Here is a 26,562-nt window from a genome sequence, read left to right as displayed (position 1 = left end):
TGTTTAGCGGGCTTTAGCAAAAATCGGCATATCCCTTTTGTGAACGTTTTATGAAGGCCAAGTCATGCCAGTTTTTACTATTGAGAAAAAAGCCCCTTCCTTATGAAGGACATGTCGGAGATATCTGGAAGGGGCTATAAATCGGGCACGGCTGGCCTGGCAAGCCAGCTGGCGGGCTAAGACGCGGACTACATATTCAGGCGGATATAGCCAAAAAACTTGTTTTGGGCGGTTTTATAGCCATCCGCGGCCGTGTACCAGTCATCGTTGGCATCAATCGCCACATAACTGACCCCGGCATTCCAGCCTTTCACACTACCAATGGAGAAGTCTTTATTCAGGCCAACCGAGTAATCGGTGTAATTGCCGATGTAATAGTTTTTAACCACCTGGTGGCCGACATGAAACACACAGTTGATGCCGGTATTGGCTAATGGTGTGGTGTAACTCGCCTCTACATAGTGACTACCTTTGGAGCCACCCTCGCCCATCTCGTGATTGCCTATCATGGCGTGCCCCATAGACACCGTGTTCACACCAAACCAGTCCGTGAGTGAGTGTGAGTATTTGAGATTGAACTGATGGTAATCGACAGCGATATTGGCTTCTGCCACATGCGGATGCTGGCCGACATAGTGCCGGTTTTGCGGATAGTAATACTCAATAAAGCCTGCGGTCACTGTGGCATCGTTAGCAAAGGTTTTTTTAAAGCCGCCATACAGATCGATCTCATAGGTATTGCCATAAATCGCATCTTTATTGACATTGGTATAGCCCAAGCCCAGAAACCAGCCACTATCATGTGAATAATCCACGGCCGCCTGAAACGCGCCACGGCCACGGCCATACGAAATGCCTCTGAACAAATAATCGCTATAAATGCCCACATTGCCATTGAAATGATGCGGGGATGCAGCTGGCTCAGCCTGACCGTCTTTACCCAGACCAATCACCTCTTCTGCGTGTGCCTGGCTGGTAAGCAGGGCAAATAACAAGCATGCGCCAAACTGGCGCTTTCTTTCCTCGTGCATAGATTTCCTCTCTCATCGCTCTTTGATTTTTTAGTGTTGATTAACAACCAGGCTAGAAAGAAAGGCGGGGAAATGAAGACGCGCAACCGTGTGTCGTGACTGGTGTTTTGTAACATTGTTTGTCATGATGCAAACACCACGGTCACTCGTGGATATCCCCCTGCCTAGCACTAGCGGCTAGTTGATTCATTTCAATTTGAAGCGATGTGACAATAGCGGCGATGCAGAAAGCGATGTAGCAAGAATTGGCAAAGCTGCGGAAAAATGCAGAAAAAGCATGCGTGTTTTGCCGTTTATTGCTATCCATCTGGACATTTCCGCTCTAAAGTGGCACTGACAGGCAGTTTTTCTGTCATAAAAAATAATAAAACCGGGTGTTTAAGGCCTAAAAAGCAATAAAAATAATAAAAAACAATGAATTTAGTCCGAATATTTATATAAATGGACTTTCATGGATATCCCCACCGCACTCTCTAAAGCGGTGAATATCAGGAGCGATTAAAATGGGGTTTAGAGAAACAATACTGGGGCTGGACCAGCTGGTCAGTCCTGACTTTCACCTGGTGAAACGCAATACTGGTGATGTGCTTGAACAGGCTGATGCTTTGCCGTTTTGGTCGCAGGACTATACGCAACTGAGTAAAGGTGTTTTTTCAGGGGCAGTGAACAGTGTCAGCTGTAATGGGATTCAAATTTTCACTGAAACCATGAACCGGGCGGTGGACCAGATTGCCAGTGCGCCGCAAGACTCTTATGTGATCGGGCTCACCACGGTGGTCGAAGGCGAAGCCAGTTGGGGATTGCTACCCGTGCGGGTCAACTCACTGATTACACTGGATAAAAATGCCGAGCTGTATTTCAGGACATCGACCATTTCAGAAATTACCGTGGCGGTGATTCCGGCCAAACGGCTGGAAGCCTATGCAGAGAAAATAGACTGGATGAATTTCAGCCAGGTGATGGGCGCGATCAAACCGGTGGAATTACTGCCTGCAAATGTCGCCAAACTTTTACTCAGCACCCTGCACTATGGTTTGCAATTTGGCGCCGAGCAGGAACAACAACTGGATAACCGGCAAAAATGGGAAAGCTTTGAAGAGGACCTGATGTCAGCCTGTTTGCATGCGCTATTCCACGCCAGTGAAAATACGCACCCGCATTTCGACTACCGTATCCCACGCTATATTGTGAACCGCGTCCGCAGCTCGACTTTAACCAATCCCGGCTTTCCGTTGACGATAGAGGAATTGTGTAAGGTCTTGAAAGTGAGCCGCAGAACACTCAATCACGCCTTTATCCGTGTGCTGGGCATTACGCCAGTGACCTATATGCGCAATGTGCGTTTGCAACGTATCCGCATTGAGTTGCTCAATGCCTCAAAAGATGTTTCGAGCATCGCGCATGTGGCCAGCAAGTGGGGGTTCTGGCATATGAGCCTGTTTTCACGCTATTACCGTGAACTGTTTGGCGAGTGCCCGATTGATACCTTGCAAAGAGCAAGAGGCCAAAAGTAGGCCTCTTTTTTTCACATCGCCTCAATCATCCATTCATTTAAGTGCCGGGTAACACCGCCAGCGTTGCGCGATTGCGGCGGTAAATCAACACACGTGCCACCAGTAATCCCAGCTCATATAACAGCCATAACGGGATGGCGAGCATGCACTGAGAAATGATATCGGGCGGTGTAAAAATGGCACCAATGACAAACGCACCGACAATCACATAACCACGGCTTTCTTTCAGCGTATTCAATTCGACCAGGCCCATATAGGCAATCGCCACTACGACAATCGGGGTTTGGAAAGAGACGCCAAATGCCAGCGTGATGGAGATGAGGAAGTCCAGATAATTACCGATTTCCGTCATCACTGCCACCCCCGCCGGGGCGCCGCCAATAATAAATTTGAACACGACCGGGATAACGACATAAAAGGCAAAACAGGCACCGAGCATAAACAGTGACAAACTGGCCAGTACGCCCATCACGCTAATCAATTTCTCTTTGGGATACAGGCCGGGCTGCACAAACTTCCATAACTGGTACAAGGTATGGGGCAGGCTCAGGACAAAGGCCACATACAAGGCTATTTTGAGCGGAATCATGAAAGGTGAAGTGACTGAAGTCGCAATCATCTTGCCCCCTGCAGGCAGTTGGCTGAGCAATGGCGCCACAAAAAACTGGTGCAGTTCATTGGCAAACGGCAAGGTACACATCGCTGCCAGCAACAAGCCAATCAGGACACGGATACACCGTGTACGCAATTCGTAAAAATGGCTAAGGGTATCGTGTTGTGTCATATGCATTTATTTGATAGCCACAGGCTCTGCCTGCGCAGACTCAACATAAGCCACCTCGGTGACAGGCACTGGCTTGGCAACAGGCTGCGCAATGACCATGTCTTCAATTTCGGTATGCACTTCCATCAGGCTGGCCTGCATGCTCAGCAGTTTCTGCTGCGCATCTGCTGTGGCTTTTTTCATGGTATCCAGCGCCACCTGCCGGTCAATATCCTGCTTGACCCCGGAAATGTAACGCTGCACCCGGCCATACAGCAAGCCATAGGTCCGGGCCAGCTTAGGCAACTTGTCCGGACCAATCACAATCAACGCCACCACCACGATGACGATGATTTCGGAAAAACCGACTTCAAACATGCTTGGATTGATCTTCTATCGCCGCGGGCTGTTCATTCATGGCTTCTTTAAAACTTTTGACTGCGCCACCGACATCGCCGCCCAGGTTACGCAACCGCTTGGTGCCAAACACCATGGTCACGACGGCCAACACAATGACCCAATGCCAAATACTAAAACTTCCCATTTCAAGTCTCCTTAGATTGTGCATGCAATCATCCGTCATAACGCGCACCCGGGTTAGTAAAAACTGGCATGACCTGCATGAACCTCGTACAGGCATACTAGTCCATACTGTTGCCAAGCAAACAGCCGATAGTCGTGCAGTGTTTCATTCACAACACCTGAAATCATCAAGCCTTCGAACCCCATTGTTTTGATTAGCAAAAATCATGGCACGAAGTTTGATTAGTCTTTCAGTTGGATCAGGGACAACCCTGGTCATAGCGAAAGAATAGAGAGTTAACTATGCAAAACGTATGGCGTGCCATTCAGTTTATTCCCGAATATAAAGGGAAAGTCATTGGGGTGATCCTGGTCGGTACCGCATTGGGATTTATCAATACCGCCACCCCGTATTTGTACAAGATGATTGTTGATGTTATTGCACACCTGCTGTCAGGTAGCATCACCCAGCAACAAGCCACCTGGAGTGTGACCGTATTACTCGGGATATTTTTTGCCTTGCGCCTGGGGGTGGTGATATTCGGCGCGATCCAGAACAAGCAGGCCGATGATTTGTGGCTGGATACCGTGAGCACCTTCCGCCAGCGCGTGTTCGATAACATGACGCAAAAGTCGATTGATTACTTTGAAAAAACCCGTGTCGGCGAAATCATGGATCGCTTTGGCACCATTACCAGCATCACCATGTGGCTGTCTTCGCTCACTGAAGGCACCCTCTCTGGCATCCTGCAAATGCTGTTTATCATCACCGTGCTGCTGGTCAAGGCCCCCGTCATTGGCCTGATCATGGCCGGGGTGCTGGCCATCAATTTCTGGGTGTCTTACCGCACCGTAGGCTGGACGCACCAGTATCGACGGGGCTGGCAGGCTCTGGCAGGCCGTATGACCGGATTGCTGGCAGAAATGGTCGGCAACATTGCCACCGTACGCAGCTTTGGCGGCGAACCGGCAGTGAAACAACGCTATGACACCACCCAGGCCGAATGGCGCGTGGTGCGCGACAACCTGCATAAAACCCAATGGAAATCAGAACAAGGCCTCAATGTGGTGAATACCTTTGGCGTGTTTGCCGCAGTGGCCCTCACCGTCAACGGCGCGCTCAAAGGTGCATATACCACGGGAGACATCCTGCTGGTACTGACCTTGAGCCAAAGCCTGATCAGCACTATCGGCCCGATTGCCAGACAGGTAAACCAGGCCAGTGAAATCGAGAGCAGTGCCGAGCGGTTGGTGGAACTGCTGGATGTAGAAGCAGAACACAGAGACAAACCTGACGCCATCGTGCTGGAGCAGTTGGAAACCATCACTTTTGACCAGGTCACTTTCCGTTACCCTGGCAAAGAAACCAGTGCTTTAGATCAAGTGTCGTTTCATCTCAATGCGGGCCAGACACTGGCATTGGTCGGCACCAGCGGCAGTGGCAAAACCACCATCGTCAAACTGCTGATGCGCTTTTATGACCCAACCGAAGGCCGCATCCTCATTAACGGCATAGACCTCAAGGATTACCAGCAACGCAGCATCCGTGCCGTGATGGGCGTGGTGTTGCAAGACGTGGCCCTGTTTAATGACAGCATAGGCGAGAACATTGCCTTTGCCAGACCGGGCGCGACTAACCAGGACGTGGTCGCCGCGGCGGTTGCAGCACATGCTGACGAATTTATCCAGCATCTGGATGACCAGTATGAAACACGGGTCGGTGAGCGTGGGATCAAATTGTCTGGTGGCGAAAAACAACGCGTGGCGATTGCTCGCGCCATTCTTAAAAACCCGCAACTGATTATTCTGGACGAAGCCACCAGCGCACTGGATTCTGAATCAGAACACCTGGTGCAGCAAGGCCTGGAGCAGTTGGTGTCAGGCCGCAGCTCCATCATCATCGCGCACCGTCTGAGCACGGTCATGAATGCAGACATGATCCTGGTATTGCAACACGGCCATATTATCGAAAGAGGCCATCACGCCGAGCTGCTCGCCGTGCAAGGGCTGTATGCACGACTATTTTCACTGCAATCCAAAGGGCATCTGGCCGTCGCCTGATCCTAATTTCAACCCCACTTTATGGTGATTAAAAATGAGCACTTCTTTATATCAATTATCCGTCCCGACCTTTATTAAGTTTCTCGGCAACCTGTCCTATATTCTGGACAAAGCCGCTGCGTTTGCCGCAGAAAAAAAGATAGAACAAAGCGTGCTGCTGGAAACCCGCCTCTATCCCAATATGTTTACCTTTGGCCGCCAATTGCAACGCGTGGCGGATCATGCCACCAGCTACTCTGCCAGACTGGCTGGCCTGCCACCTCCAAAATTTGACTTGCCACTGACCACCTTTGCCGAGTATCAAGCCTTGATCAAAGCATCCATCGATTTCTTGTCCGGACTGGAGGCCAGCCAGATTGATGGCCAGGAAACCAGGGAAATCTCTATCCCGCGTGGCACCGAAGTTCGCGTCGTACAAGGCCAGCCACATCTGCTGAATAATATCTTGCCCAATTTTTACTTCCACCTGACCACCGCCTACGCCATTTTGCGCAATATCGGTGTGGATGTTGGTAAACAGGATTTCTTAGGCAGAAGCTAACCATATAAACAAATAAAGTGGGCAATTGCCCACTTTTATTACTTTCCCGCCAGCCGCTTACCAGGGCTGGCTTTTTTATGCTGATGTTCTCAAGTGCTGGTTAAAAAAGTCTATGCTGCGTTGCCAGGCCAGCGTAGCGGCGGCTTCGTCATAACGTGGTGTCGTATCATTATTAAACCCATGCTGGGTGCCCGCATATTGATAGGCCTGATATGCTTTACCCGCAGATTTCAGCGCCTGTTCATAAGGCGGCCAGCTGGCATTAACGCGTTCATCCTGCTCGGCAAAATGAATCAGCAACGGTGACTTGATGGCGGGCACAGCCTCCAATGGCGGCGCGCTACCGTAAAAAGGCACGGCTGCGGCCAATGTTGGTAATCGCGTCGCCAAAAGATTGCTCAGGCTGCCGCCATAGCAAAAACCAATCGCCCCCACTCGCCCATTGCTCTCAGGCAATTGTGCCAGCCAGTGAAATGCCGCCACAAAGTCCTCTTGGGTTTTTGACTGATCCAGCTTTTTAAACAACTCGCGCGCAGCATCCTCATCCCCCGGATAGCCGCCAAGCGGCGTTAACGCATCAGGCGCAAAAGCAATAAAGTTCTCCAGCGCCACGCGGCGGGCAATATCTTCGATATGCGGATTCAGTCCACGGTTCTCATGAATCACCAGGACGGCTGGCAATTGACCGCTGAGGTTGACCGGCTTGACCAGATAGCCCCTGACTTTGCCATACCCCTTGGGCGACTCGACTTCGACATACTGCGCCTGGATACGGCCATCGTTACCCGCAATGCGCTGGGCATAGGCAAACTTTGGGGTCAAGGCCTCCAGCAAGCTGACGGCCGTAAACGCACCGGCAAATCTGCCAGCTTTAGAGATAAATGTACGCCGGTCTATGTCACCGTGTACAAATTGATCAAACAACCTTAATGCTTCCGGGTGAAAGTCACTTGCAGTGTGTTTGGGATTCGTCATTTACTTTCTCCAACTCTCAATTGATATTCACAATTAGCCAATCAATCAGCTGTTGCTGGCTTCGGGCCTGTAACGCCAGCGTGGAATCAATAACAACGCCAGCAGTGAACCGATGGCAATCGCTACAGAAAGCCAAACCACAACATGGTGTTCTGCCATGTGTTCAGGATAAATTTTTAACACAGCGCCCAGGCCAATCGTATTGCCGCCAACCACTAATACTGCCGCAGCGTAATCATGAAACCGTCTGGCCTTATTCGCACCCATCGCCCATTTTGGATCCGTGTTATAGCTGGGCAATTCAACATGTGCGTTTTGCAGTCGCTCAAGCTCAGACAAAAATGCCCTCAAATTAGTGATCGCCCGCTCAGCCTTGTAGTTCAAAAATGTGAGACATGTCGACGAGACAGGGAAACCAAGTACCAGCCACTCAACGGGCAGTTGGCTGGCCCCCTCGCCTGGTTTCAGTGCTACGAGGGCGGCAAGCAAACTGACTGTGAGCGTGACATACAACGCCAGCGCTTGCTGACGTTGCGCAATTCTGGCATTGACCTCCTGGTAAGCCGCAATAAACCTGTAATTAGCATCTACAATCAGTTTGGCAGTCATGCCATATACACTTTCTCACTATTCACTCATACCAAAAAGCCCTCATGCAAGCTGTGCATGAGGGCTTTGTTTGCCAGCTTGTTAACTTAAGCCACTGCGCGCAAATTACTCGCGCCTGATTTACCACGTACCAGCGGCAACACTTCTTCACCGACACGATACGCTTCTTCCAGATGCGGTGTACTGGCCAGGATAAAGGCATCCGTACCCAGTTGCACCAACTCATCCAGTCTGGCGGCGACATTCTCATAGCTACCGACAATCCCCAAGGTCTGGCCACCGCGCAGCAAGCTGAATCCCGTCCAGATATTGGGCGACAGGATAAAGTCTTTGTAGCTGTTAATGGTTTGCGGTCTCAGGCCACGCTGGCGGCTGGCACCCACGGAATCCCCGGCGTTTTGTGCTTTGTAACGATCCAGTATCTCTTTCGGAATATTCTCAAAGCCACGGCTGACTTCACGCCACGCTTCTTCCTCGGTTGGACGCGCGACGATATCGACACGAATGGAGCACTTGATCTTGCGTCCGAGGTGATCGGTGCGCTCTTTCACCCGCGCAAATTTGTCTTTGATCAAGTCAAAAGGCTCCAGCCATGACAGGTAGTAATCCGCATGCTTGGAAGCCGAAGCCAACGCGGCGTCAGAAGAGCCGGAGAAGTATATTTCCGGGTACTCTTCTTTGGACAGCGGATCTGGCAGGCCTGCATCTTCGACCTGGTAGAACTGGCCATTATAGGAGAACGGGCCACCTGCCCAGATGCCTTTAAGCACATCCAGGAACTCAGTGGTACGGCCATAACGGTCATCATGCTTGACCGGGTCTCCCCACCACAATTGTGAAGGACCGCCACCACCGGTAATAATGTTATATAAGGCGCGGCCACCGGTTGCACGTTGCAGGCTGGCGGTCATGCGCGCAGCCACCACCGGGTTAAGAAACCCAGGCTGGAACGGAATCATGAAGCGGAAATTTTTCGTCTCGCGGGCCAGGAATGCAGAAATAACCCAAGGCTCATCCGTATTCGGGAAAGAGGGAATCAAACCGCCCTGGAAGCCGGAAATTTCAGCGGCACGTGCAATTTCTGCCAGGTAGTCGATATAGGTGAAGCCATCGTCACCACCGCCACCCAGGCCACTCAAGGTCTTGTTGTCATTGCCAGGAAACCAGTCACCACGGAAAGGATCACGCGCCCGGTGTGACCCTGGCTCGCCGTGGGTTGGAATTCTCCAAAAAACATCTATGCTCATTATTTTCTCCTTATAAGTCCTAAGCGGCTTGCTTTTGCGCAGGATTAGTTAACTGGCGGACCAGCGGCAACACATGCGTGCCTACACGATAAGCCTCTTCAAAATGCGGCACGGCGGCCAGTACAAATTGCGTCACGCCCAAATGTGCGTAAGCCGCCAAGGCGGTCGCCACTTCGTCATAGCTACCAATCAGTGAAGCTTTGGCGCCCGTATGTTGCTCAGAGAAGCCTGGCCACAACAATGGAGAGTCATCGGCGGGAATAGCAGCCTCGGTTTGATTCAGGAAACGTTTGGCATCCTCCAGCGCTTCTTCACGCGTTTCACGGGCCAGCACGTCTATGCGCAAGGCAAAGTCGACTGCCCGGCCTTGTGCAATCTGGCGATACGCGGCAATTTGCTGCGCAATGGCATCATGTTCCACAGCATCCAGCACATGCACATCTGCATGCTTTGCGGATAGCTCAAGCTGTTCTGTGCTGTTGCCACCCAAATAAATGCTTGGCACTTGACGGTCAGACAAAGGCCCTTGAAAACCGCCATCCTGCACTTCAAAAAAACGTCCGACAAAATTAAACGGGAAGGTCGTTAACACGCCTTTTGCCACGGTGATGAATTCATCAATGCGCGCCAAAATATCCTGCTTGGGGACAAAGTCACCCAATTGCTTGCGGATGCGCTCTTCCTGGCTGCCTTCAGTGATATGCCAGGCAAACCTGCCACCGGTATAGCGCTGGAAACTGACCGCGTTTTTGGCCGCATAGACGGCAGAACCGCGTGAAGCATCAAACTGGGTCAGCAATTTCAAACGCTGCGTGCTGCGTGCGACGTAGCCCGCGACAATCCACGGCTCTTCGCCATCTGGATTATCTGGAATAAAAATGCCATTAAAACCGGAAAGGTCAGCCGCTTTGGTGACCTGGTGGATGTAATCGAAATAGCTGAACGCATTGCGACGCGGGTCAGTCACGCCGTTACCGAATACGGGATAGTTGGGATCAGAGGCTTCACCGCGGCGCTGCCTGGTCGCATTGCCATAGCGCGCATCGCCTGAAGTGGGTAATTGCCAATAAAATTGATTAGCCAAAATGTTTCTCCTTCGTTGTGCAAGCAGCTGGTGCCTGCCCGTTGCAAATATGCACCTACGAAGATGTATTGGCATGTTCCGTGCCAACTGTTTTATGGGTTGGTACGGAAGTGATAAATAGTGCTATCTATATGAATATTAAAAACAATTAAACATTCAACAAATGTAGACACACCAGCAGGAAAAGCCGCAAATGCAACAGCATTGTTGCCATGCAAACATTTCCCCTACTTTAAGTGTTGTTATTACAACTACAAGATGCCTGCAGAAGATTGTGCAAGCCTGATCAACTCAAGGTAACGCAGCGCCGAGGCCCTGGCTTGCTCGGCAAAGTCAGCGTGCTGACTGGCGTAGAGAATCGCTCTGGACGCACTCAGGATAAGGCCATGTCCACCAGCCGTCTGACCAGCATGCAGAATCTTGGGCAAATCACCGCCCTGTTCGCCAATACCAGGCACCAGGAAGGGTATATCGCCGACAACCGCGCGTAACCTGGCCATCTGCTCCGGCCAGGTTGCACCTACCACCAGCAAACAGTTATTCGCCTGATTCCACTCATCAGCAATTTTTCTGGCCACGTGCAGGTATAAAGGCTCACCGTCAACCAGCAAATCCTGAAAATCACCGGCCCCCGCGTTAGATGTCCGGCACAAGAAAATCACACCTTTATCCGCATAAGCCAGAAAAGGCACCGCACTATCAAAGCCCATGTATGGATTAATCGTCACCGCATCGGCCTGATAACGCTCAAAGGCTTCTTTGGCATACTGGGCAGACGTACTGCCTATATCCCCGCGCTTGGCATCCAGAATCACGGGGATATGCGGGTAATATGTATGGATATAATCTATGGTTTCCTCAAGCGCACGCTCTGCCCCCAAGGCGGAGAAATACGCCACCTGTGGCTTGTATGCACAGACCACATCGTGCGTTGCATCAATCACGGCGCGGTTAAACGCAAAGATGTCATTGCGGCCCAAACGCGCCGGAAAGCGCTGCAAATCAGGGTCTAAGCCAACACACAACAACGACTCACTGCGTTTTTGCGACGCATTTAAATGTTCAATAAAGCGCATCCATTAATGCCTTTTAAAATAAAGCGGAAAGAAAGGCACAATCGCCACCCAAAGCCGATCCCGCTCAGGGGTCATATATATGCCAACAAAAGCAGCACGCCAGGAGAACTCAATACAGACAAATTTCATTGTTGCCCTTTTGGAAAGAGGCTGAGCGCTATGAGCGACGGCGCTCCATGGCCATTGAGGAATATTCGAAACCCAATTGAGAAAAAAACTCTGGCGCGCCCTCACGGCCAGCCCGCAATACCCACGTCACTCGCGAATTATCACCCAGCGCACTCTCTACCAGCGCCCGCCCTATCCCTTGCCGACGGTAAGGCGCTGACACAATAAGCATAGAGAGGTAACCATTGGATTGCCCATCCGTAATGGCACGAATAAAACCCACCACCTCATTATTCACAATCGCAACCGTGGCAACCTGCGAGGCAGCCACCAGCCTCCCCAACTCTGCGACTGAGCCGATACGCGTAGCCCAGCCATTGACGACTAAAAGCGCATAAACTGGAGTCAGATCAGCGTCAGTGATAGGGCGTAGCTTTATTGTCATCTGTTAGGCACAGCCAGATATGCCCCAATATCTTTAAGCACGCGTTGCTCAAGTACACCAACAGTCACTTCTATACCTGCCGCCCTGAGAATATCAACGCCTGCGCCAGCATTGCGAGGGTCAGGATCAAGCGTGGCGATGACTACCCGTTTAATGCCACTGGCTGCCAGCGTTTTCGCACACGACGGCGTTCTACCATGAAATGCACACGGCTCCAGTGTCACATAGGCCGTCAACTCAGACAGGTCACCTGACACCTTGGACAACGCCATGGCTTCTGCATGCGGCTGCCCAAGTGGCTGCGTATAGCCGCTCGCGACCACCCTGCCCTCCTTCACCAGCACACATCCGACCGGAGGATTGGGGCGACACGCAGGCCATGCCTGGCGGCCTAAGCGCAAAGCATGATGCATAAAGTATTCGCAAAACGAAGACACTATTAACCTTTCACAGGATGATTATTCTGCAAAGCTAAACTTGCCTTCAGCAACGAATTTTTCAACCGGTTTTCTAGGTGTAGGCTGCTCGCGCTCATGAAAGTCTTCTGGCAACACAGACTTGTCTGCTTGCTTACCCACGGCAATCAGGATTTCTACCTGGTAACCTTCTGGCACGCCTAATACTTCTGGCGCAGCGTCACGGTTAAAGCCACCAATCGCCCGTGTGCGCCAGCCCAGTTGATAGGCCTGGAAAGCCAGGCTGGCCCAGGCTGCGCCTGCGTCTAAAGAATGATTTTTTAATGGCGATGCTGCCGTCTCGCCCGGACGCACATGTGTCTTTTTGGAAACCAGTGCAATCAGCACAGCGGCGCGATTGACCCAGCGCTGGTTGTTCTCGTTGAGCAATGCAAACAAATCGTCCCAGTGTGCAGAGCCATTTTTAGCATAGATAAAGCGCCAGGGTTGAGAGTTATTGGCCGAAGGGGCCCAGCGCGCGGCTTCAAACAGGCTGAGCAAAGTGGCGTCATCAATCGTTTCGCCGGTGTAGGCGCGTGGTGACCAGCGGTCAATAAAGATGGGCTCTATGCTGTGTTGTGCATTTCTGCTAGCGAGTTGTGTCATGTGATTCTCCTTTGGATGGGGTTATGGTCTCAGCCGAATGATTAGCGTTCCAGCCACCGCCAATCGCGCTGACCAGTGCCACACTGGCCTGCAAACGGCGACCGTGGATGGCGATTTGATTACGTTGATTATTTAAGGTATTGGTTTGCCAGGTGATGACATTGAGGTAATCCAGCGTGCCCGCTTTGTAACGGTTGGTTGATTCCTGCAACGCATCGCTCGCCGCTTTCACGGCCGCTTGCTGAAACTCGGCTTCTTCAGTGAGCAGGCTGATCGCCACTAACTGGTCCTCTACCTCTTGAAAAGCACCCAACACCGTTTGCCGGTATTGGGCAACCGTGGCGTCATAACTGGCAATGGCTGACTGCGTTTGTGCCTTGCGCAAGCCACCATCAAACACATTAAGCGCAACCAGTGGCCCGATAGACCAGACCCGGCTAGGCGAAGAAATCAGGTTGCTGAGGGTATTGCTCTGGTAGCCGAGGCCAGCGGTCAGGTTCAGACTGGGAAAATAGGCCGTTTTTGCCACGCCAATATCAGCATTGGCAGCGGCAACACGGTGTTCGGTCGCGGCAATATCCGGGCGCCGCTCCAGCAAGGCCGCAGGCAAGCTGGCAGGGATCGCAGGCAGGGCTAGCGGTGCCTGCATCTGATAAGGATTGGCGGCAATGGTCACTTCTGCCGGTGATTTACCCAGCAGCAAGGCAATTGCATGCTCGGTTTGTGCGCGCTGCAAGCGGGTATCTGTGGCGGTCACCTGCGTGTTCTTGTGCAAGGCATCGGCCTGGTTCACATCCGTTTTAGTCGCCACGCCCGCGCGGTAGCGGTTCAGCGTCAATTGCCGTGAGCGTTCCAGTGCTTTCAGTGTGTCGTCCAATAACACTAAATGTGTATCCAGCACCCTGAGCTGAAAGTAGGCCTGCAGTAGATTGGCGACAATAGAAAGTTTCGCGACTTCGACATCCGCATTAGCGGCCTGCAATGAAGCATCACCGGATTCGATCTGTTTCCTGATGCGCCCCCAGAGGTCCGGCTCCCAGCTGGCGTTAAGCCCCAGGTTATAGGTTTCCAGAATCGGGCTGCTACCAACACGGATGGCATTGGTACTACGTTTGGCGCGCGAGGCAGAACCGTTGGCGGTGATGGTCGGCCAGAGTGGCGCCCGATTGGCTGACGATAAGGCTGAAGCACGGCGATAATTCGCTTCTGCCAATAACAAGTTCTGGTTCGCTGCCAGTGCCTGCGTCACCAGCGTATTCAGCTGTGCATCCTCATAGCTTTCCCACCAGGCGGTACGCAATGCCGTGTCGCCCGGTTGGCTGACTTTCCAGCCATTGATGGCATTGGCCTGTTTGAAAGCTTCCGGCACGGCAACCACTGGCCGCTCATACTGTGGCCAGAGCGAGCAAGCCGAGAGCAGTAATAATGGAATCAATCCGGCATGTTGAAATTGACGAGACATATCAAGCCTGTTTTAAATGCAAAGTAGGGTTATGTTGAAAGCGGCGCATAAAGGCGTGCCGCATGCGGTCTAGCGCCAGGTACACCGCAGGCGTGGTGTACAAGGTAAGCAGTTGACTGAAGACCAGCCCACCCACGACCGAAATGCCCAATGGCTGGCGGATTTCGGCACCATCACCGGAGCCTAATGCCAACGGCAATGCGCCCAGCATGGCAGCCAGTGTGGTCATTAAGATCGGGCGGAACCTGAGCAAACACGCTTCTTTGATAGAGTCATCGGGCGCATAGCCCTGCCGCTCCAGTTGCAGGGCACAATCAATCAGCATGATGGCGTTTTTCATCACGATGCCGGTGAGCAAGATGACGCCAATCAGGGCAATGATGGAAAACTCACTGTCAAACACGATCAGCGCCAGCAAAGCGCCAATACCAGCCGAGGGCAAGGTAGACAGAATAGTCAGCGGATGGATAAAACTTTCATACAGGATGCCCAACACGATATACACCGTGAGCAGGCCAGTCAGTATCAACCATGGCTGGCTGGCCAGTGAGGCTTTGAACATCTTTGCCGCACCGGAGAAGGTTGCATTGACATTGTCTGGCGCACCAGAGCGTTCAAACGCCGCCTCAATAGCGCTGGTCGCCTGTTCTAGCGAATATCCTTCTGCCACGTTAAACGAAATGGTGGCCGCCACAAACTGCCCCTGATGGTTCACCGCTAACGGCGTACTCTTGAGCTGCCAGCGACTCAGGGCCGACAGGGGCACCCGCGTATTATTCAGACCATTAAGATAGAGTTGCTCCAGCGCTTGCGGCCCTTTGGTGAATTCGGGCGACAAGGTCAGCACCACGTAATATTGGTTCAGTGGTTCATAAATCGTCGAAATCAACCGCTGACTAAAGGCGTTGTTCAGAGTCGCATCCAGCTGTGCGGCGGTGATCCCCAGTTGCGCAGCGGCGTTACGGTCTACTTGCAATTGCAATTGCAAGCCCTGCGTCTGAAAGTCCGTATTGACGTCGGTGAGCTCGGGCAGGCGATTCATCAGCCCGCGCAATTTGGGCGTGATTTTCTCCAGCGTAGGCAGGTCGTCTGCCAGCAAGGTATATTGAAATTGCGCCCCACCCTGCCGCGCGCCTATGCTGAGCTCCTGTTGCGAGGTCAGCATGAGTGACACACCAGGCACTTTCATGAGTTTTGGCCGCAGGCGTGCAACCACATCTGCCGCCGTTGTTTCACGTTCAGGCAAGGGCCGCAGGCTGGCAAACATGGTGCCGGTATTGGTTTGGCCGCCACCCGCGCCGCCGGTATATTCATAATGGGTTTTGATATCCGGGTCTTCGCTGACAATCTTCATCAGGCGGTCTATGCGCTTGCGGATTTCGGCAAAAGACAGACTTTGGTCGCCCTGGAAAGAGCCCTGCAAACGGCCCGTATCCTGTTGCGGAAAGAAGCCTTTGGGCACGATTTTATACAGATGCACATTGAGTACAATCACGCCCAGCAGCAGGATGAGCATGAGCCAACCATGGCGCAAGGTCCAGCCCAGCGTCCAGCGGTAAAACATGAATGGTGCATCGACCAGGTTAGAGAAATATCTTGCCCAGCGGCTTTGCGGCTTGGCCTCAGGTGCTTTTAAAAACTGTGCGCACAACATGGGCGTGGCGGTCAGTGACACCAGTAATGAAATCATGACTGCCACCGACAAGGTCACTGCAAACTCACGGAATAAGCGCCCCAGGATGCCATCCATAAACAGCAAGGGCACAAACACTGCGACTAGTGACACGCTCATGGCCAGCACGGTAAACCCAACTTCCTGCATGCCTTTGATTGCGGCCTCCAGCGGGGATTCGCCTTTTTCCAGATGCTGTATGGTGTTTTCGACTACCACGATGGCATCATCCACCACAAAGCTGGCCGAAATAATTAGCGCCATCAGTGACAAATTATTCAGGCTATAACCTAGCAAATAAATCACCGCCAGAGTCCCCAGCAAAGAGACCGGGATCGCAATGCTGGGAATCAGTGTCGCGCGACCATTACGCAAAAAGACAAAGGTCACCATGATGACGAGCGCAATCGAAATATACAGTGTGTGCTGCACTTCGCTGATGGATTTGCGCACCGTGGTGCTACGGTCAATAATCACTTCCAGGTCGATAGACTGTGGAATCAGTGTTTTCAATGCTGGCAGCATGGCGCGAATGGCATCCACCGTTTCAATCACATTGGCGCCCGGCTGGCTTAGCACGACCAGCATCACGGTCGGCTTGCCATTGGCGGAGCCTGCATTACGCACCTCCTGTACCGAGTCCCTGACCACGGCCACATCGGTCAAACGGATGGGCGATTGCGCCCGGTAAGCCACAATCAGGTTCTGATAATCCACCGCACGTTTGGCCTGGTCATTGACCTCAATCTGCCAGGCGTTTACCCCTGATTGCACTTGCCCTTTGGGTCGATTCTGGTTAGAAGCCGCAATCGCCGTACGCAATTGCTCCAGGCTGATGCCATATTGGTTGAGCGCGTTTGGATTCACCTCCACGCGCACCGAGCGCAGGGCACTACCGTTGATACTGACCTGGCCAACACCGCGTACCTGCGAGATTTTCTGGCCCAGGATAGAAAACGCATGGTCATACAACTGCTCTTTGGTATGCGTAGGCGAGGTCAGCGAAATCGCCAGGATAGGCGCGGCAGAGGCATTGATGCGGCGGTAGCTGGGATTGGACGGAATATTGCGTGGCAATAAAGCCCGCGCCGCATTGATGGCAGCCTGCACATCACGTGCTGCGCCATCAATATTGCGGTCCAGCTCAAACTGCAAATTAATCCGCGTGGCGCCTTGCGTGCTGGTAGAGGTCATTTCCTCAATGCCGGCAATCCTGCCAAAAGCACGCTCCAAGGGAGTTGCCACGGTAGCCGCCATGGTTTCCGGGCTGGCACCGGGCAAGTTGGCGGCCACATTAATGGTCGGATAATCGACTTGCGGTAACGCGGCGCGCGGCAGGTATTTAAATGCCAGCAGGCCTGGCAAAGCAATCGCCAGTGTCAGCAAGGCAGTCGCTACCGGGCGCCGGATAAAGAGGGTCAGCACACTCATGGCTTTTCCAACGCGGTAGTCACCGATTGCGCAATATGCACATGACGGCGCCTGAAACGGCCGGCCAAACGGTCAAACGTGAGGTAAATCACTGGCGTGGTATACAAAGTGAGCACCTGGCTGAACAACAAACCGCCGACCATGACAATGCCCAGTGGCTGCCGCAGCTCAGCACCGGTGCCGTGACTAAACATCAACGGCAAGGCACTCAACAATGCCGCCAGCGTCGTCATCAGGATAGGCCGGAAGCGTAACAACGACGCCTGGTAAATGGCGTGTGAGGGAGGGCTGCCATGCACACGTTCGGCATCCAGTGCAAAATCAATCATCATGATGGCGTTTTTTTGCACAATCCCGATCAGCAATACGATGCCGATAATGGCGATGATCGTCAGGGACTGCCCGCTCACGGATAAAGCCAGCAAGGCACCAACACTGGCCGAAGGTAAAGTGGAGAGGATAGTCAGCGGGTGCACAAAACTTTCATACAACACACCCAACACGATATACATGGTGATGAGCGCTGCAACCACCAGCAGCAATTCATTATCCAGCGCCGCCCTGAACGCATTGGCAGCCCCCTGGAAACCCAGTTGCACGGTAGAAGGCAATTCCAGTTTGGCCGTCGCAGCCTCAATGGCAGACACGGCTTCGCCCAAAGACACGCCATCCGCCACATTGAAATACACCACTGCCGCCGGAAACTGGTCCTGGCGGTGAATCAGCAAATCGCCCACACGCTCACTGAACTGAGCAATGGTAGACAAAGGCACGGCTTCGCCTGCAGCATTAGTCACATATAGTTGTGCCAGTGACTGTATGCCCACATCGGTACTGGCATGTGCCTCGAGTACGACGCGGTACTGGTTGGTCTGAGTGAAAATAGTAGACACAAAGCGCTGGCCATACGCGCTGTACAACACATCATCAATGGCCGACATACTAATGCCCAGGCGGCTGGCCGCATCACGATTGACCTCAACATACAGCTTCAACCCCGCAGACTTTTCGCTACTGGTCACCTCTTTGAGGGCTGGCAATTGTTGCAAAGTATGCACCAGTGTCGGCAAGGCCTGCTGCAAGGCCGTCGCATCCAGGCTGACGGCGGTCAGCTGGTAACTGGTCGGCCCGGTGCGGGTTTCCACGGTTAAATCCTGTACCGGTTGCATGCGCAAAGTAAAACCCTGGTCTTCAGGCACGCGTTGCTGCAAACGGTCTATGACCTGTTGAATGCGTGTTTTCCGCTGTTCCAGCGACTTGAGTTTAATCAGCAGCCGGCCTTCATTCAGGGTTTTATTGATACCGTCTACACCGACCACAGAAGAAATACTGTCCACATCATCGTCCTGCAATAGTTGCTCGACTATCGCGTGATGCTTGTCGGATACCTGCCGGAATGACCATGATTGTGGCGCTTCGATGGCTGCCTGGATCAAGCCATTATCCTGAATCGGGAAAAAGCCCTTGGGCACCCACCACACTAGCCAGAAGGTCAGCAGCAGCGTCACCAGGGTCACCGCCAGCGCCAGTGCCTGATGCGCCAATACCCAGCGTAACGAACGCGCATAGCCGTTGGTGAGTGCGGTAAACCGTTGCTCCAGCCAGCGTTGCCAGGCGGCCGTGTTGCGCGCATCGGCACGCTTTAACAAGCGCGCACTTAGCATCGGCGTCAGGGTCAATGACACAATGCCGGAAATCAGGATGGCAATCGCCAGCGTACTGGCAAACTCGCGGAACAAGCGGCCAACGATATCCTGCATAAATAACAATGGAATCAGCACCGCAATCAGCGAGAAGGTCAGTGAGATAATGGTAAAGCCGATTTCCCGCGAACCTTGCAAAGCGGCCTGCATGGGGCTGGCACCTTCCTCGATATGACGCGAGATGTTTTCTATCATCACAATCGCATCATCCACCACAAAGCCGGTGGCGATGGTGAGGGCCATCAGGGTCAGGTTGTTGACGCTAAAGCCCGCAAAATACATCACGCTAAATGTACCCAGTAGCGATAACGGTACCGCCAGGCTAGGAATCAGGGTGCCGGCCAGGGTTTTCAGGAACAGGAAAATCACCATAATCACCAGTGCAATCGCCAGCATCAACTCGAGCTGCACATCATGGATAGCATTGCGTATACTGGTGGTGCGGTCTGAAATGACCTCAATCTGGATATTGGACGCAATGGTCGCTTTCAACTCTGGTAGCAGCGCCTGTATCCTGTCGACCACCTCAATCACGTTCGCGCCCGGCTGCCGTTGTATGCTGAGCAAGATGACTGGCTTCTGGTTGACCCAGGCACCGAGATAGCGATTCTCAACATCATCCGTGACTTCTGCCACATCGCCCAAACGCACCGGCGTCCTATTGCGGATAGCGACAATTTGCGTGCGGTATTCGCTGGCCTTTTTCAACTGGCTGTTGGCATCCAGGGCAATCGACAAGTAAGTACCATCTATATTGCCTTTGGCCTGGTTGGAGTTGGCCGCAGCGATGGCGGTACGTAAGGTCTCAAAACTGATGCCATACGCTGCCAGTGCCTGCGGATAGGCACGGATACGCACCGCCGGGCGATTGCCGCCACCGACGCTCACCAGACCAACCCCACTGACCTGTGAGATTTTCTGTACCAGACGCGTTTCTACGACATCTTGCAAATCCGGCAGAGCCAGGCTTTCGTCACTGACGGCCAGGGTCAGCACCGCTGTATCGGCCGGATTGACTTTGCTGAATACCGGCGGCGCGGGCAAATCGGTAGGCAGGTAATTGGCGGCAGCGTTAATCGAGGCCTGTACGTACTGCTCTGCCTCATCCAGGCTTAAATGCAAGGCAAACTGCAAGGTAATCACCGAGCTCCCCGCCGAGCTGGAAGAAAACATCTGGCTCAGGCCGGTCATGGAGCCGAACTGCCGCTCCAGTGGTGCGGTGACTGCTGTGGCCATCACATCGGGGCTGGCACCGGGATACATGGTGACCACTTGTATGGTCGGGTAATCAACTTGCGGCAAAGCCGACTGCGGCAACAGGCGATATGCCATGAGGCCGGACAGTAACACGCCCAGCATCAACAGCAGTGTCGCCACGGGCCGCTCAATAAATAACCGTGAGGGATTCATGCGCGCTCAGCCTATGACTGGTGGCGCTTGAATTCGCCAGGCTGCTGGAATGCACCCGGCCGTTTGAACTCACCAGAGTGCTTAAATTCATTACCGCCACCAGGTTTGCCTTTACCACCGGCCACCACCACTTTGGCACCGTCACGCAATTTATCTAGGCCACTCACCACCACACGGTCCCCCACATTTAGGCCATTCAGCACGGCCACGGCATCGCCGTCACTGGGCCCGACTTTCACCAGTTGCACATGCAAGGTATTTTGCGCGTCAACCTTATAGACAAAATCACCCTGGCTGCCATGCTGGATAGCAACCGGCGGCAGCACATTCACCTGCGGCAACGTATTCAACAGCAAGCGCACATTGACGAACTGGTTGGGGAACAAGGCATTGTTATCATTGGCAAATTCGGCCTTGAGTTTAATCGTGCCGGTAGCAGGGTCAATCTGGTTATCCAGTGTCAGCAACTTGCCTTGCGCCAGCACTTGCGTATTGCCTTTGTCCAGCGCCAGTACCGGCAATCCGTGATGGGCGCGCTGATCGAGCAAACGGCTGACTTCCTGCGCCATGTTCTCGGGCAAGGTAAAGGTCACGGCGATGGGGGAAATCTGGTTGATCACGGCCAGCGTATCCGCAGTGGTGATATTGTTGCCGCCATCAATCTGCCTGAGGCCTATCCTGCCACTGATAGGCGACACGATTTTGGTATACGCTACCTGTAACTGCGCACTCTCCACCGCGCCAGTGTCGGACAGCACGGCACCTTTGTATTGCTGTACCAGTGAAGCCTGCGCATCCACCTGCTGGCCGGCAATCGAATCCTGTTTCAATAAGGTCTGGTATCTGTCCAGATCGGCCACCGCATTCGACAGCAGGGCTTTATCTTTCACTTGCTGGCCCTGAATCTGCGCCAGCTGCGCCTCGAAAGGTTTGGCATCAATCCTGGCCAGCAGATCGCCAGCTTTGACCAACTGCCCTTCACGGAAATGAATGGCGGTCAGTTGCCCATTGACACGGCTTTTCACGGCCACCGTCGCAAATGAAGTCACGTTGCCCAGCGCCTGGTGATACACATGGATGGTGCCCGGCTTGACCTGTTCTACCGAAACGAACAAGGGCTTACCGCCCTTTTTAGCTGGATTTTTATCAGTCGCTTCAGCAGGCGCCGCCCCTTTATCTGCCGGGTTGCTACGCAACTCGCTCCAGCCTTTGCCGATCCCGGCAAATAACAGCACCCCTGCCAGCCCGATTAAGATTTTTTTTTGTAATTGCATCTGAGTCACGCTTAATGAGATTTTGAATGGTGATGATTGGGCTGACCATCCCACCAATACGCCAGCACCCACTCTTGCGCACCGTAGTACTTGGGCAGCACTTGCGGGCGTTTTAAACGTTGGTGATAGATCATGTAATGCTTGGTCAGGTAGCGCCACGGAATGACGTAATGGCTATGCACCAGCACGCGGTCCAGTGCATGTGCGGCTATTTCCAGCTCATGCTGGCTATCGGCATCCAGTAGCTTCTGGATCAGCGCATCTACCACGGGCGACTTCACGCCGATCACGTTTTCCGAGCCAGGGACATCGGCGTCTTTGCTATTGAAGTTGCGCCAGAGTTCAGCGCCCGGCATGCGGCCTTCGCGCAGGGCAATCGTGGTGTAGTCATAATCAAAGTTTTTCATCTGGCTGCGCGAAGTCGCTGCATCCGATACCCGTTTGACCACCACAATGCCAAGCTTGGACATATTCAGGTAAATCGGGTCCATATAAGGCGTTTGACCACGCGTGGTAGACGACACCTCAATCACAAAAGGCTCGCCTTTGACGTTGCGCAACACCCCATCGCGGTTATGCCAACCGGCCTGGCCTAACAATTCCAGCGCCTTGGTCAGGCTTTGCCGCACACTGCCTGGCGGCTTTGTATTGGGCTGTTCCAGCATGGGGCCGAATACTTCCGCCGGTAACTGGGCGCGATAAGGTTCCAGAATCGCCAACTCCTCTGCGCCTGGTACACCCTTTGCTGCTAGCGGGCTGTAAGCGAAGTAACTATTCACACGGTTAAACTCGCTATCAAAGATCTTCTGGTTCATAAACTCGAAATCCATGGCGTAGTTCAAGGCCAACCGTACGCGCGGATCCTGGAATTTTTCGCGGCGCAGATTCACAATCCAGCCATTCATGGCGACCGGACTCTGGTGCGGGACCAGCTCTTTAAGCAGTTCACCTTCATCAAAGCGCTTGCCAATATACTGGCAGCACCAGTAACGCATTTTGTTTTCGTTCAAAAAGTCAAAGTCCCCCGCACGCAGCGCGGCGACCATGGTGTCAGTGTCTTTATAAATGCGGTAAATCACGCGTTCAAAGTTGTAACTACCCGCGCGTGAAGGCACCTGATTACCCCAATAGGCAGGATTGCGTCTATAAGCCACATCTTGCCCGCTGACGGCACGCTCGATTAAATAAGGCCCGGAAGCCACCGGGATTTCGAGGCCGATCTTGTTAAATGGCACACGGCTACCATCCGCTTTCAACCCCCACTTGGGCGAAAATATTGGCAGGCTGCCTGCCACAAACGACAAATCCCTGCCCTTGCGTTTAAATTCAAAATGCACGGTTTGTGCATCAATCACCGTCAGTGATTTAATCTCTGAGAAATAAGCCTTGAAGCGTGGATTACCTTCTTTATTGGTCAAGGTATCAAACGAATATTTGACCTCTTTGGCCGTGACCGGGTCACCGTTGGAGAACTTGGCAGACGGATTGATATGAAACGTCACGGCACTGAAATCCGGCGCCAGCTTGATGTCGTCGGCCAGCAAGCCATATTGGGTATTGATCTCATCCAGGCTGTATACCGTCAGTGTTTCAAACATCTGTTCAATCAGGCCGGGGGCTGGCTTGCCTTTAAGGCTGAATGGATTGAATTTATCAAAGCCGCTGTTCTGGCTGATCACGGCAAAACGAATCTGGCCGCCTTTGGGGGCGTCAGGATTGGCATAGTCAAAATGTTTGAAATCGGCTGGATATTTTGGCTCGCCAAACTGAGCCACGGCGTGCGCAGACAAAGCACTATCCATAGGCAGCATGACACCTGTCACAAAAGACAGCGCCATCAGCAAGGCCCAGGGCAATAAAGAGTGATTGGATCGAATATGCATATTGTTTTTATCTTGATTAAAGCGAGGCTTGCACCAGTGACTGTGTATAAGGATGCTGTGGCGTGTGTATGATTTGCTCGGTATCGCCGGACTCAATGATTTCGCCATCCTTGAGCACATACACGCGGTGCGCGAGTGCCTGGATTACGGTCAGGTCATGGCTGATGAGCAAATAACTCAGCCCAAACTTTTTCTGCAGGCTCACTAGCAATTCCAGCACCTGTTTCTGGATCGACACATCCAGCGCTGAAGTCGGCTCATCGAGAATGACGACTTTGGGTGACAGCACAAATGCGCGCGCAATCGCGATACGCTGGCGCTGGCCGCCAGAAAACTCATGCGGGTAAGAATCCAGCACCTGGGCACTGAGGCCTACTTCGGACAGCACCTGCACAATGCGTGTGTAACGCTCTTCGGCAGTCAGCGCTGGAAAATGCAACTCCAGCCCCTCGCCGACAATCTGGCGGACGGTCTGCCGCGGTGACAATGAGCCGAACGGATCCTGGAACACCACTTGCAACCTGGCGCGCATTTCGCGCTGCAAACGCTTGCTCAGTTGATACAGCGGTGCGCCATCAACTTCGATGGTGCCCGACTTGACCTTGATCAGGTTGAGCACAGCCTGCGCCAGTGTCGACTTGCCTGAGCCTGACTCGCCGACGATGCCCACAGTTTCACCTTCACGCAGCGTCACATCTGCGCCATGCAAGGCAGTAAAGCTGTGCGATTGCAACAAACCACGCCAGCCTTTGCGGGGCAATGGATACTCCACGCGCAGTTTGCGTGCCTCCAGCAAGGTTTTAGCATCACTGGCCACCGGTAACACATTGCGCTCGGGGATGCTGTTAATCAGCTTGATGGTGTAAGGATGTTGCGGCTGCGCAAACAAGGTTTGCGTATCGGCGGTTTCCACCAGGCGGCCACGCTCCATCACCGCCACCCGGTGTGCAAATTTACGCACCAGGTTGAGGTCATGCGTAATCAGCAGGATCGCCATCCCCTGCGTGCCATTTGCACGCACGTCTTCTTCCTGCAGTTCAATCAGTAATTTGACGATGCGTGCGCGGATGGTCATATCCAGTGCAGTGGTCGGCTCGTCGGCAATCAGCAGCTTGGGTTTGCATGATAAGGCCATGGCGATCATGGCGCGTTGGCGCTGGCCGCCCGATAACTGGTGCGGATAACTATTAATGTTTTTTTCCGGCTGGCGGATGCCGGTCCGTGTGAGTAATTCCAGCGTTTTCTGCGTTGCTTCAGCACGTGACAAGGCCTGATGCGCAATAATGGTTTCCACAATCTGTTCGCCAATGGTGAACAAAGGATTGAGCGCCGTCATTGGTTCCTGGAAAATCATGGCAATGTCGGCGCCACGTACACGCTGGATGTCACGCGCGGATTTTTGCAACAGGTTTTCGCCGTTAAACACGATCTTGCCACTCAATTGCGCCGCTTCGACCAGCTTTAAAATGGAGAGTGCCGTCACGGTTTTACCCGAACCAGATTCGCCTACCAGGGCCAGCCGCTCGCCGCCTTGTATGCTCAGGTTCAGTTGTTCAACCACGGTTTTCTGGTCAAAACGGGCCGAGAAATTCTCTATGGATAATAATGGCTGTGTCATTACAACGTCCCGCCTTGTCTGGCATCAGAAATGCGGGTATCCAGCGCATTACGCAGCGCCTCGCCGGTAAAAGTCAGTAACAGCAACGTCAGTACCAACACACTAAAAGAAGACAGTGCAATCCACCAGGCGTCGAGGTTTTCCTTGCCTTGTAGCAGCAGCTGCCCCAGGCTGGGCGCCGGTGCGGTCACGCCCAGGCCAAGAAAATCCAGGCTGGCCAGCGCCATAATAGCGGCGCTCATACGAAACGGTAAAAAGGTAATCACCGGTGTCAGGCTGTTAGGCAGAATATGGCGCCAGATAATTTGCGTATTGGATAAGCCCAGCGCCCTGGCAGACTTCACATATTCAAGCTGGCGATTGCGCAAAAACTCGGCGCGGACATAGTCAGACAACGTGATCCAGCCGAACAGCGACAACAAGCCAAACAGCAACAGCAAACTGTGATCAAAAATCGAGGCAAAAATAATCAGCAGGTATAACTCCGGCATGGAGCCCCAGATATCAATCAGGCGCTGTATCACCAAGTCGGTCTTGCCAGCAAAATAGCCTTGCACGGCACCAAAAAAGATACCCAACACCACACCTACCGCAGTCAGGCCCAGCGCAAACGTGACTGAGACGCGGAAGCCATAAATGAGTCTGGCCAGAATGTCATAACCGGCAATATCGGTACCTAGCAGGTTTTCATCATCCGGCTTGCCAGGATAATGCTCGGCCTTGGAAAAATAGTTGAGTGTGTCGTAGTAATAAGGGTTGAGCGGATAAATGGCAAAATTGCCCGCTTTGCTCAGTTGTGCCTTGATAAACGGGTCGTGATAGTCGGCCTTAATAGGTAAATTGCCGCCGAAAATGGATTCTGGGTACTCATTAAGCAAAGGGAAATACCATTGCTGCTCATAACGCACCACCAGCGGCCGGTCATTGGAAATTACTTCCCCGGCCAGGCTCAGCACATACAGCACGACAAATACAATAAGGCTCCAGTATCCCAGGCGATTGCGCTTGAAACGCTGCCAATTACGACGGGCAGGAGAAAGATGGGGAATAACTTGACTCATGATGACTTTGG

22 protein-coding genes are annotated in these 26,562 nt (G+C 52.9%); 3 read left to right on the top strand and 19 right to left on the bottom strand.

Annotated features, from left to right (window positions below; genetic code table 11):
• Window positions 1–188 precede the first annotated feature (188 nt).
• Complete coding sequence (locus GQ52_RS08050) at window positions 189–1,031, bottom strand: TorF family putative porin (RefSeq protein WP_019883217.1); 843 nt, start codon at window positions 1,029–1,031, stop codon at window positions 189–191.
• 503 nt (window positions 1,032–1,534) lie between these two features.
• Between GQ52_RS08050 and GQ52_RS08045 the strand changes: the two genes are divergently transcribed.
• Complete coding sequence (locus GQ52_RS08045) at window positions 1,535–2,545, top strand: helix-turn-helix domain-containing protein (protein ID WP_047516597.1); 1,011 nt, start codon at window positions 1,535–1,537, stop codon at window positions 2,543–2,545.
• A gap of 37 nt (window positions 2,546–2,582) precedes the next feature.
• Here the strand turns inward: GQ52_RS08045 and tatC are convergent, their stop codons facing one another.
• From tatC to tatA, 3 genes are read right to left on the bottom strand one after another with little or no spacing between them, the layout of a single operon-like run.
• A complete protein-coding gene (gene tatC, locus GQ52_RS08040) occupies window positions 2,583–3,335 on the bottom strand; it encodes a twin-arginine translocase subunit TatC (protein WP_047516594.1) in 753 nt (250 codons plus the stop codon).
• Entirely contained in the window at window positions 3,336–3,686 is a 351-nt protein-coding gene (gene tatB / locus GQ52_RS08035; RefSeq protein ID WP_047516592.1) for a Sec-independent protein translocase protein TatB, read from the bottom strand.
• Window positions 3,679–3,852 carry a Sec-independent protein translocase subunit TatA gene (gene tatA / locus GQ52_RS08030; protein WP_047516589.1) on the bottom strand — a complete coding sequence of 58 codons (174 nt, stop codon included), beginning with the start codon at window positions 3,850–3,852 and terminating at the stop codon, window positions 3,679–3,681. Before tatA ends, tatB begins: the two co-directional genes overlap by 8 nt.
• 281 nt (window positions 3,853–4,133) lie before the next feature.
• Here tatA and GQ52_RS08025 point away from each other — a divergent pair, with 281 nt between their 5' ends.
• Window positions 4,134–5,891, top strand: coding sequence for an ABC transporter ATP-binding protein (locus GQ52_RS08025; RefSeq protein WP_047516586.1), 1,758 nt, complete (start codon window positions 4,134–4,136; stop codon window positions 5,889–5,891).
• A gap of 34 nt (window positions 5,892–5,925) precedes the next feature.
• Window positions 5,926–6,432, top strand: coding sequence for a DUF1993 family protein (locus GQ52_RS08020; RefSeq protein WP_047516583.1), 507 nt, complete (start codon window positions 5,926–5,928; stop codon window positions 6,430–6,432).
• A 75-nt stretch (window positions 6,433–6,507) separates the two neighbouring features.
• Here GQ52_RS08020 and GQ52_RS08015 read toward each other — a convergent pair whose 3' ends face one another.
• The 15 genes from GQ52_RS08015 to GQ52_RS07945 all read right to left on the bottom strand — a co-directional run bounded on the left by GQ52_RS08015 (window position 6,508) and on the right by GQ52_RS07945 (window position 26,551).
• Window positions 6,508–7,407, bottom strand: coding sequence for a dienelactone hydrolase family protein (locus tag GQ52_RS08015; RefSeq protein ID WP_047516580.1), 900 nt, complete (start codon window positions 7,405–7,407; stop codon window positions 6,508–6,510).
• 45 nt (window positions 7,408–7,452) lie between these two features.
• The gene (locus GQ52_RS08010) at window positions 7,453–8,016 is read right to left on the bottom strand and encodes a hypothetical protein (RefSeq protein ID WP_047516577.1); all 564 of its coding nucleotides are present in this window, start codon (window positions 8,014–8,016) and stop codon (window positions 7,453–7,455) included.
• A gap of 86 nt (window positions 8,017–8,102) precedes the next feature.
• Window positions 8,103–9,263, bottom strand: coding sequence for an LLM class flavin-dependent oxidoreductase (locus GQ52_RS08005; protein WP_019883230.1), 1,161 nt, complete (start codon window positions 9,261–9,263; stop codon window positions 8,103–8,105).
• Window positions 9,264–9,282: 19 nt separating this feature from the next.
• The gene (locus tag GQ52_RS08000) at window positions 9,283–10,347 is read right to left on the bottom strand and encodes an LLM class flavin-dependent oxidoreductase (protein ID WP_047516575.1); all 1,065 of its coding nucleotides are present in this window, start codon (window positions 10,345–10,347) and stop codon (window positions 9,283–9,285) included.
• Between the two features lie 251 nt (window positions 10,348–10,598).
• On the bottom strand, window positions 10,599–11,423 hold the full coding sequence (pyrF, locus tag GQ52_RS07995; RefSeq protein WP_047516574.1) for an orotidine-5'-phosphate decarboxylase: 825 nt from the start codon (window positions 11,421–11,423) through the stop codon (window positions 10,599–10,601).
• A gap of 157 nt (window positions 11,424–11,580) precedes the next feature.
• Complete coding sequence (locus GQ52_RS07990) at window positions 11,581–11,976, bottom strand: GNAT family N-acetyltransferase (RefSeq protein WP_047516571.1); 396 nt, start codon at window positions 11,974–11,976, stop codon at window positions 11,581–11,583.
• Complete coding sequence (locus GQ52_RS07985) at window positions 11,973–12,389, bottom strand: bifunctional diaminohydroxyphosphoribosylaminopyrimidine deaminase/5-amino-6-(5-phosphoribosylamino)uracil reductase RibD (RefSeq protein ID WP_081979324.1); 417 nt, start codon at window positions 12,387–12,389, stop codon at window positions 11,973–11,975. The genes GQ52_RS07990 and GQ52_RS07985 overlap by 4 nt, the downstream gene beginning before the upstream one ends.
• Window positions 12,390–12,434: 45 nt before the next feature.
• The gene (locus GQ52_RS07980) at window positions 12,435–13,037 is read right to left on the bottom strand and encodes a nitroreductase family protein (RefSeq protein WP_047516565.1); all 603 of its coding nucleotides are present in this window, start codon (window positions 13,035–13,037) and stop codon (window positions 12,435–12,437) included.
• The gene (locus tag GQ52_RS07975) at window positions 13,021–14,499 is read right to left on the bottom strand and encodes an efflux transporter outer membrane subunit (protein WP_047516562.1); all 1,479 of its coding nucleotides are present in this window, start codon (window positions 14,497–14,499) and stop codon (window positions 13,021–13,023) included. Before GQ52_RS07975 ends, GQ52_RS07980 begins: the two co-directional genes overlap by 17 nt.
• A 1-nt stretch (window position 14,500) precedes the next feature.
• Window positions 14,501–17,602: an efflux RND transporter permease subunit gene (locus GQ52_RS07970; RefSeq protein ID WP_047516559.1), complete on the bottom strand. Its 3,102-nt coding sequence runs from the start codon at window positions 17,600–17,602 to the stop codon at window positions 14,501–14,503.
• Complete coding sequence (locus tag GQ52_RS07965) at window positions 17,599–20,715, bottom strand: efflux RND transporter permease subunit (protein ID WP_047516555.1); 3,117 nt, start codon at window positions 20,713–20,715, stop codon at window positions 17,599–17,601. Before GQ52_RS07965 ends, GQ52_RS07970 begins: the two co-directional genes overlap by 4 nt.
• Before the next feature lie 11 nt (window positions 20,716–20,726).
• The gene (locus tag GQ52_RS07960) at window positions 20,727–21,989 is read right to left on the bottom strand and encodes an efflux RND transporter periplasmic adaptor subunit (protein ID WP_052179059.1); all 1,263 of its coding nucleotides are present in this window, start codon (window positions 21,987–21,989) and stop codon (window positions 20,727–20,729) included.
• A gap of 11 nt (window positions 21,990–22,000) precedes the next feature.
• Window positions 22,001–23,872, bottom strand: coding sequence for an extracellular solute-binding protein (locus GQ52_RS07955; RefSeq protein WP_052179058.1), 1,872 nt, complete (start codon window positions 23,870–23,872; stop codon window positions 22,001–22,003).
• A gap of 16 nt (window positions 23,873–23,888) precedes the next feature.
• Window positions 23,889–25,490, bottom strand: a complete 1,602-nt coding sequence (locus GQ52_RS07950) for an ABC transporter ATP-binding protein (RefSeq protein WP_047516552.1) — start codon at window positions 25,488–25,490, stop codon at window positions 23,889–23,891.
• Window positions 25,490–26,551, bottom strand: coding sequence for an ABC transporter permease (locus GQ52_RS07945; protein ID WP_024930747.1), 1,062 nt, complete (start codon window positions 26,549–26,551; stop codon window positions 25,490–25,492). The genes GQ52_RS07950 and GQ52_RS07945 overlap by 1 nt, the downstream gene beginning before the upstream one ends.
• Window positions 26,552–26,562 lie beyond the last annotated feature (11 nt).

Source organism: Methylophilus sp. Q8, assembly GCF_000800115.1.
Lineage (GTDB): Bacteria > Pseudomonadota > Gammaproteobacteria > Burkholderiales > Methylophilaceae > Methylophilus.
Note: the sequence above shows the minus strand (reverse complement) of the source record. Positions and strands in the feature narration are given on the sequence as shown.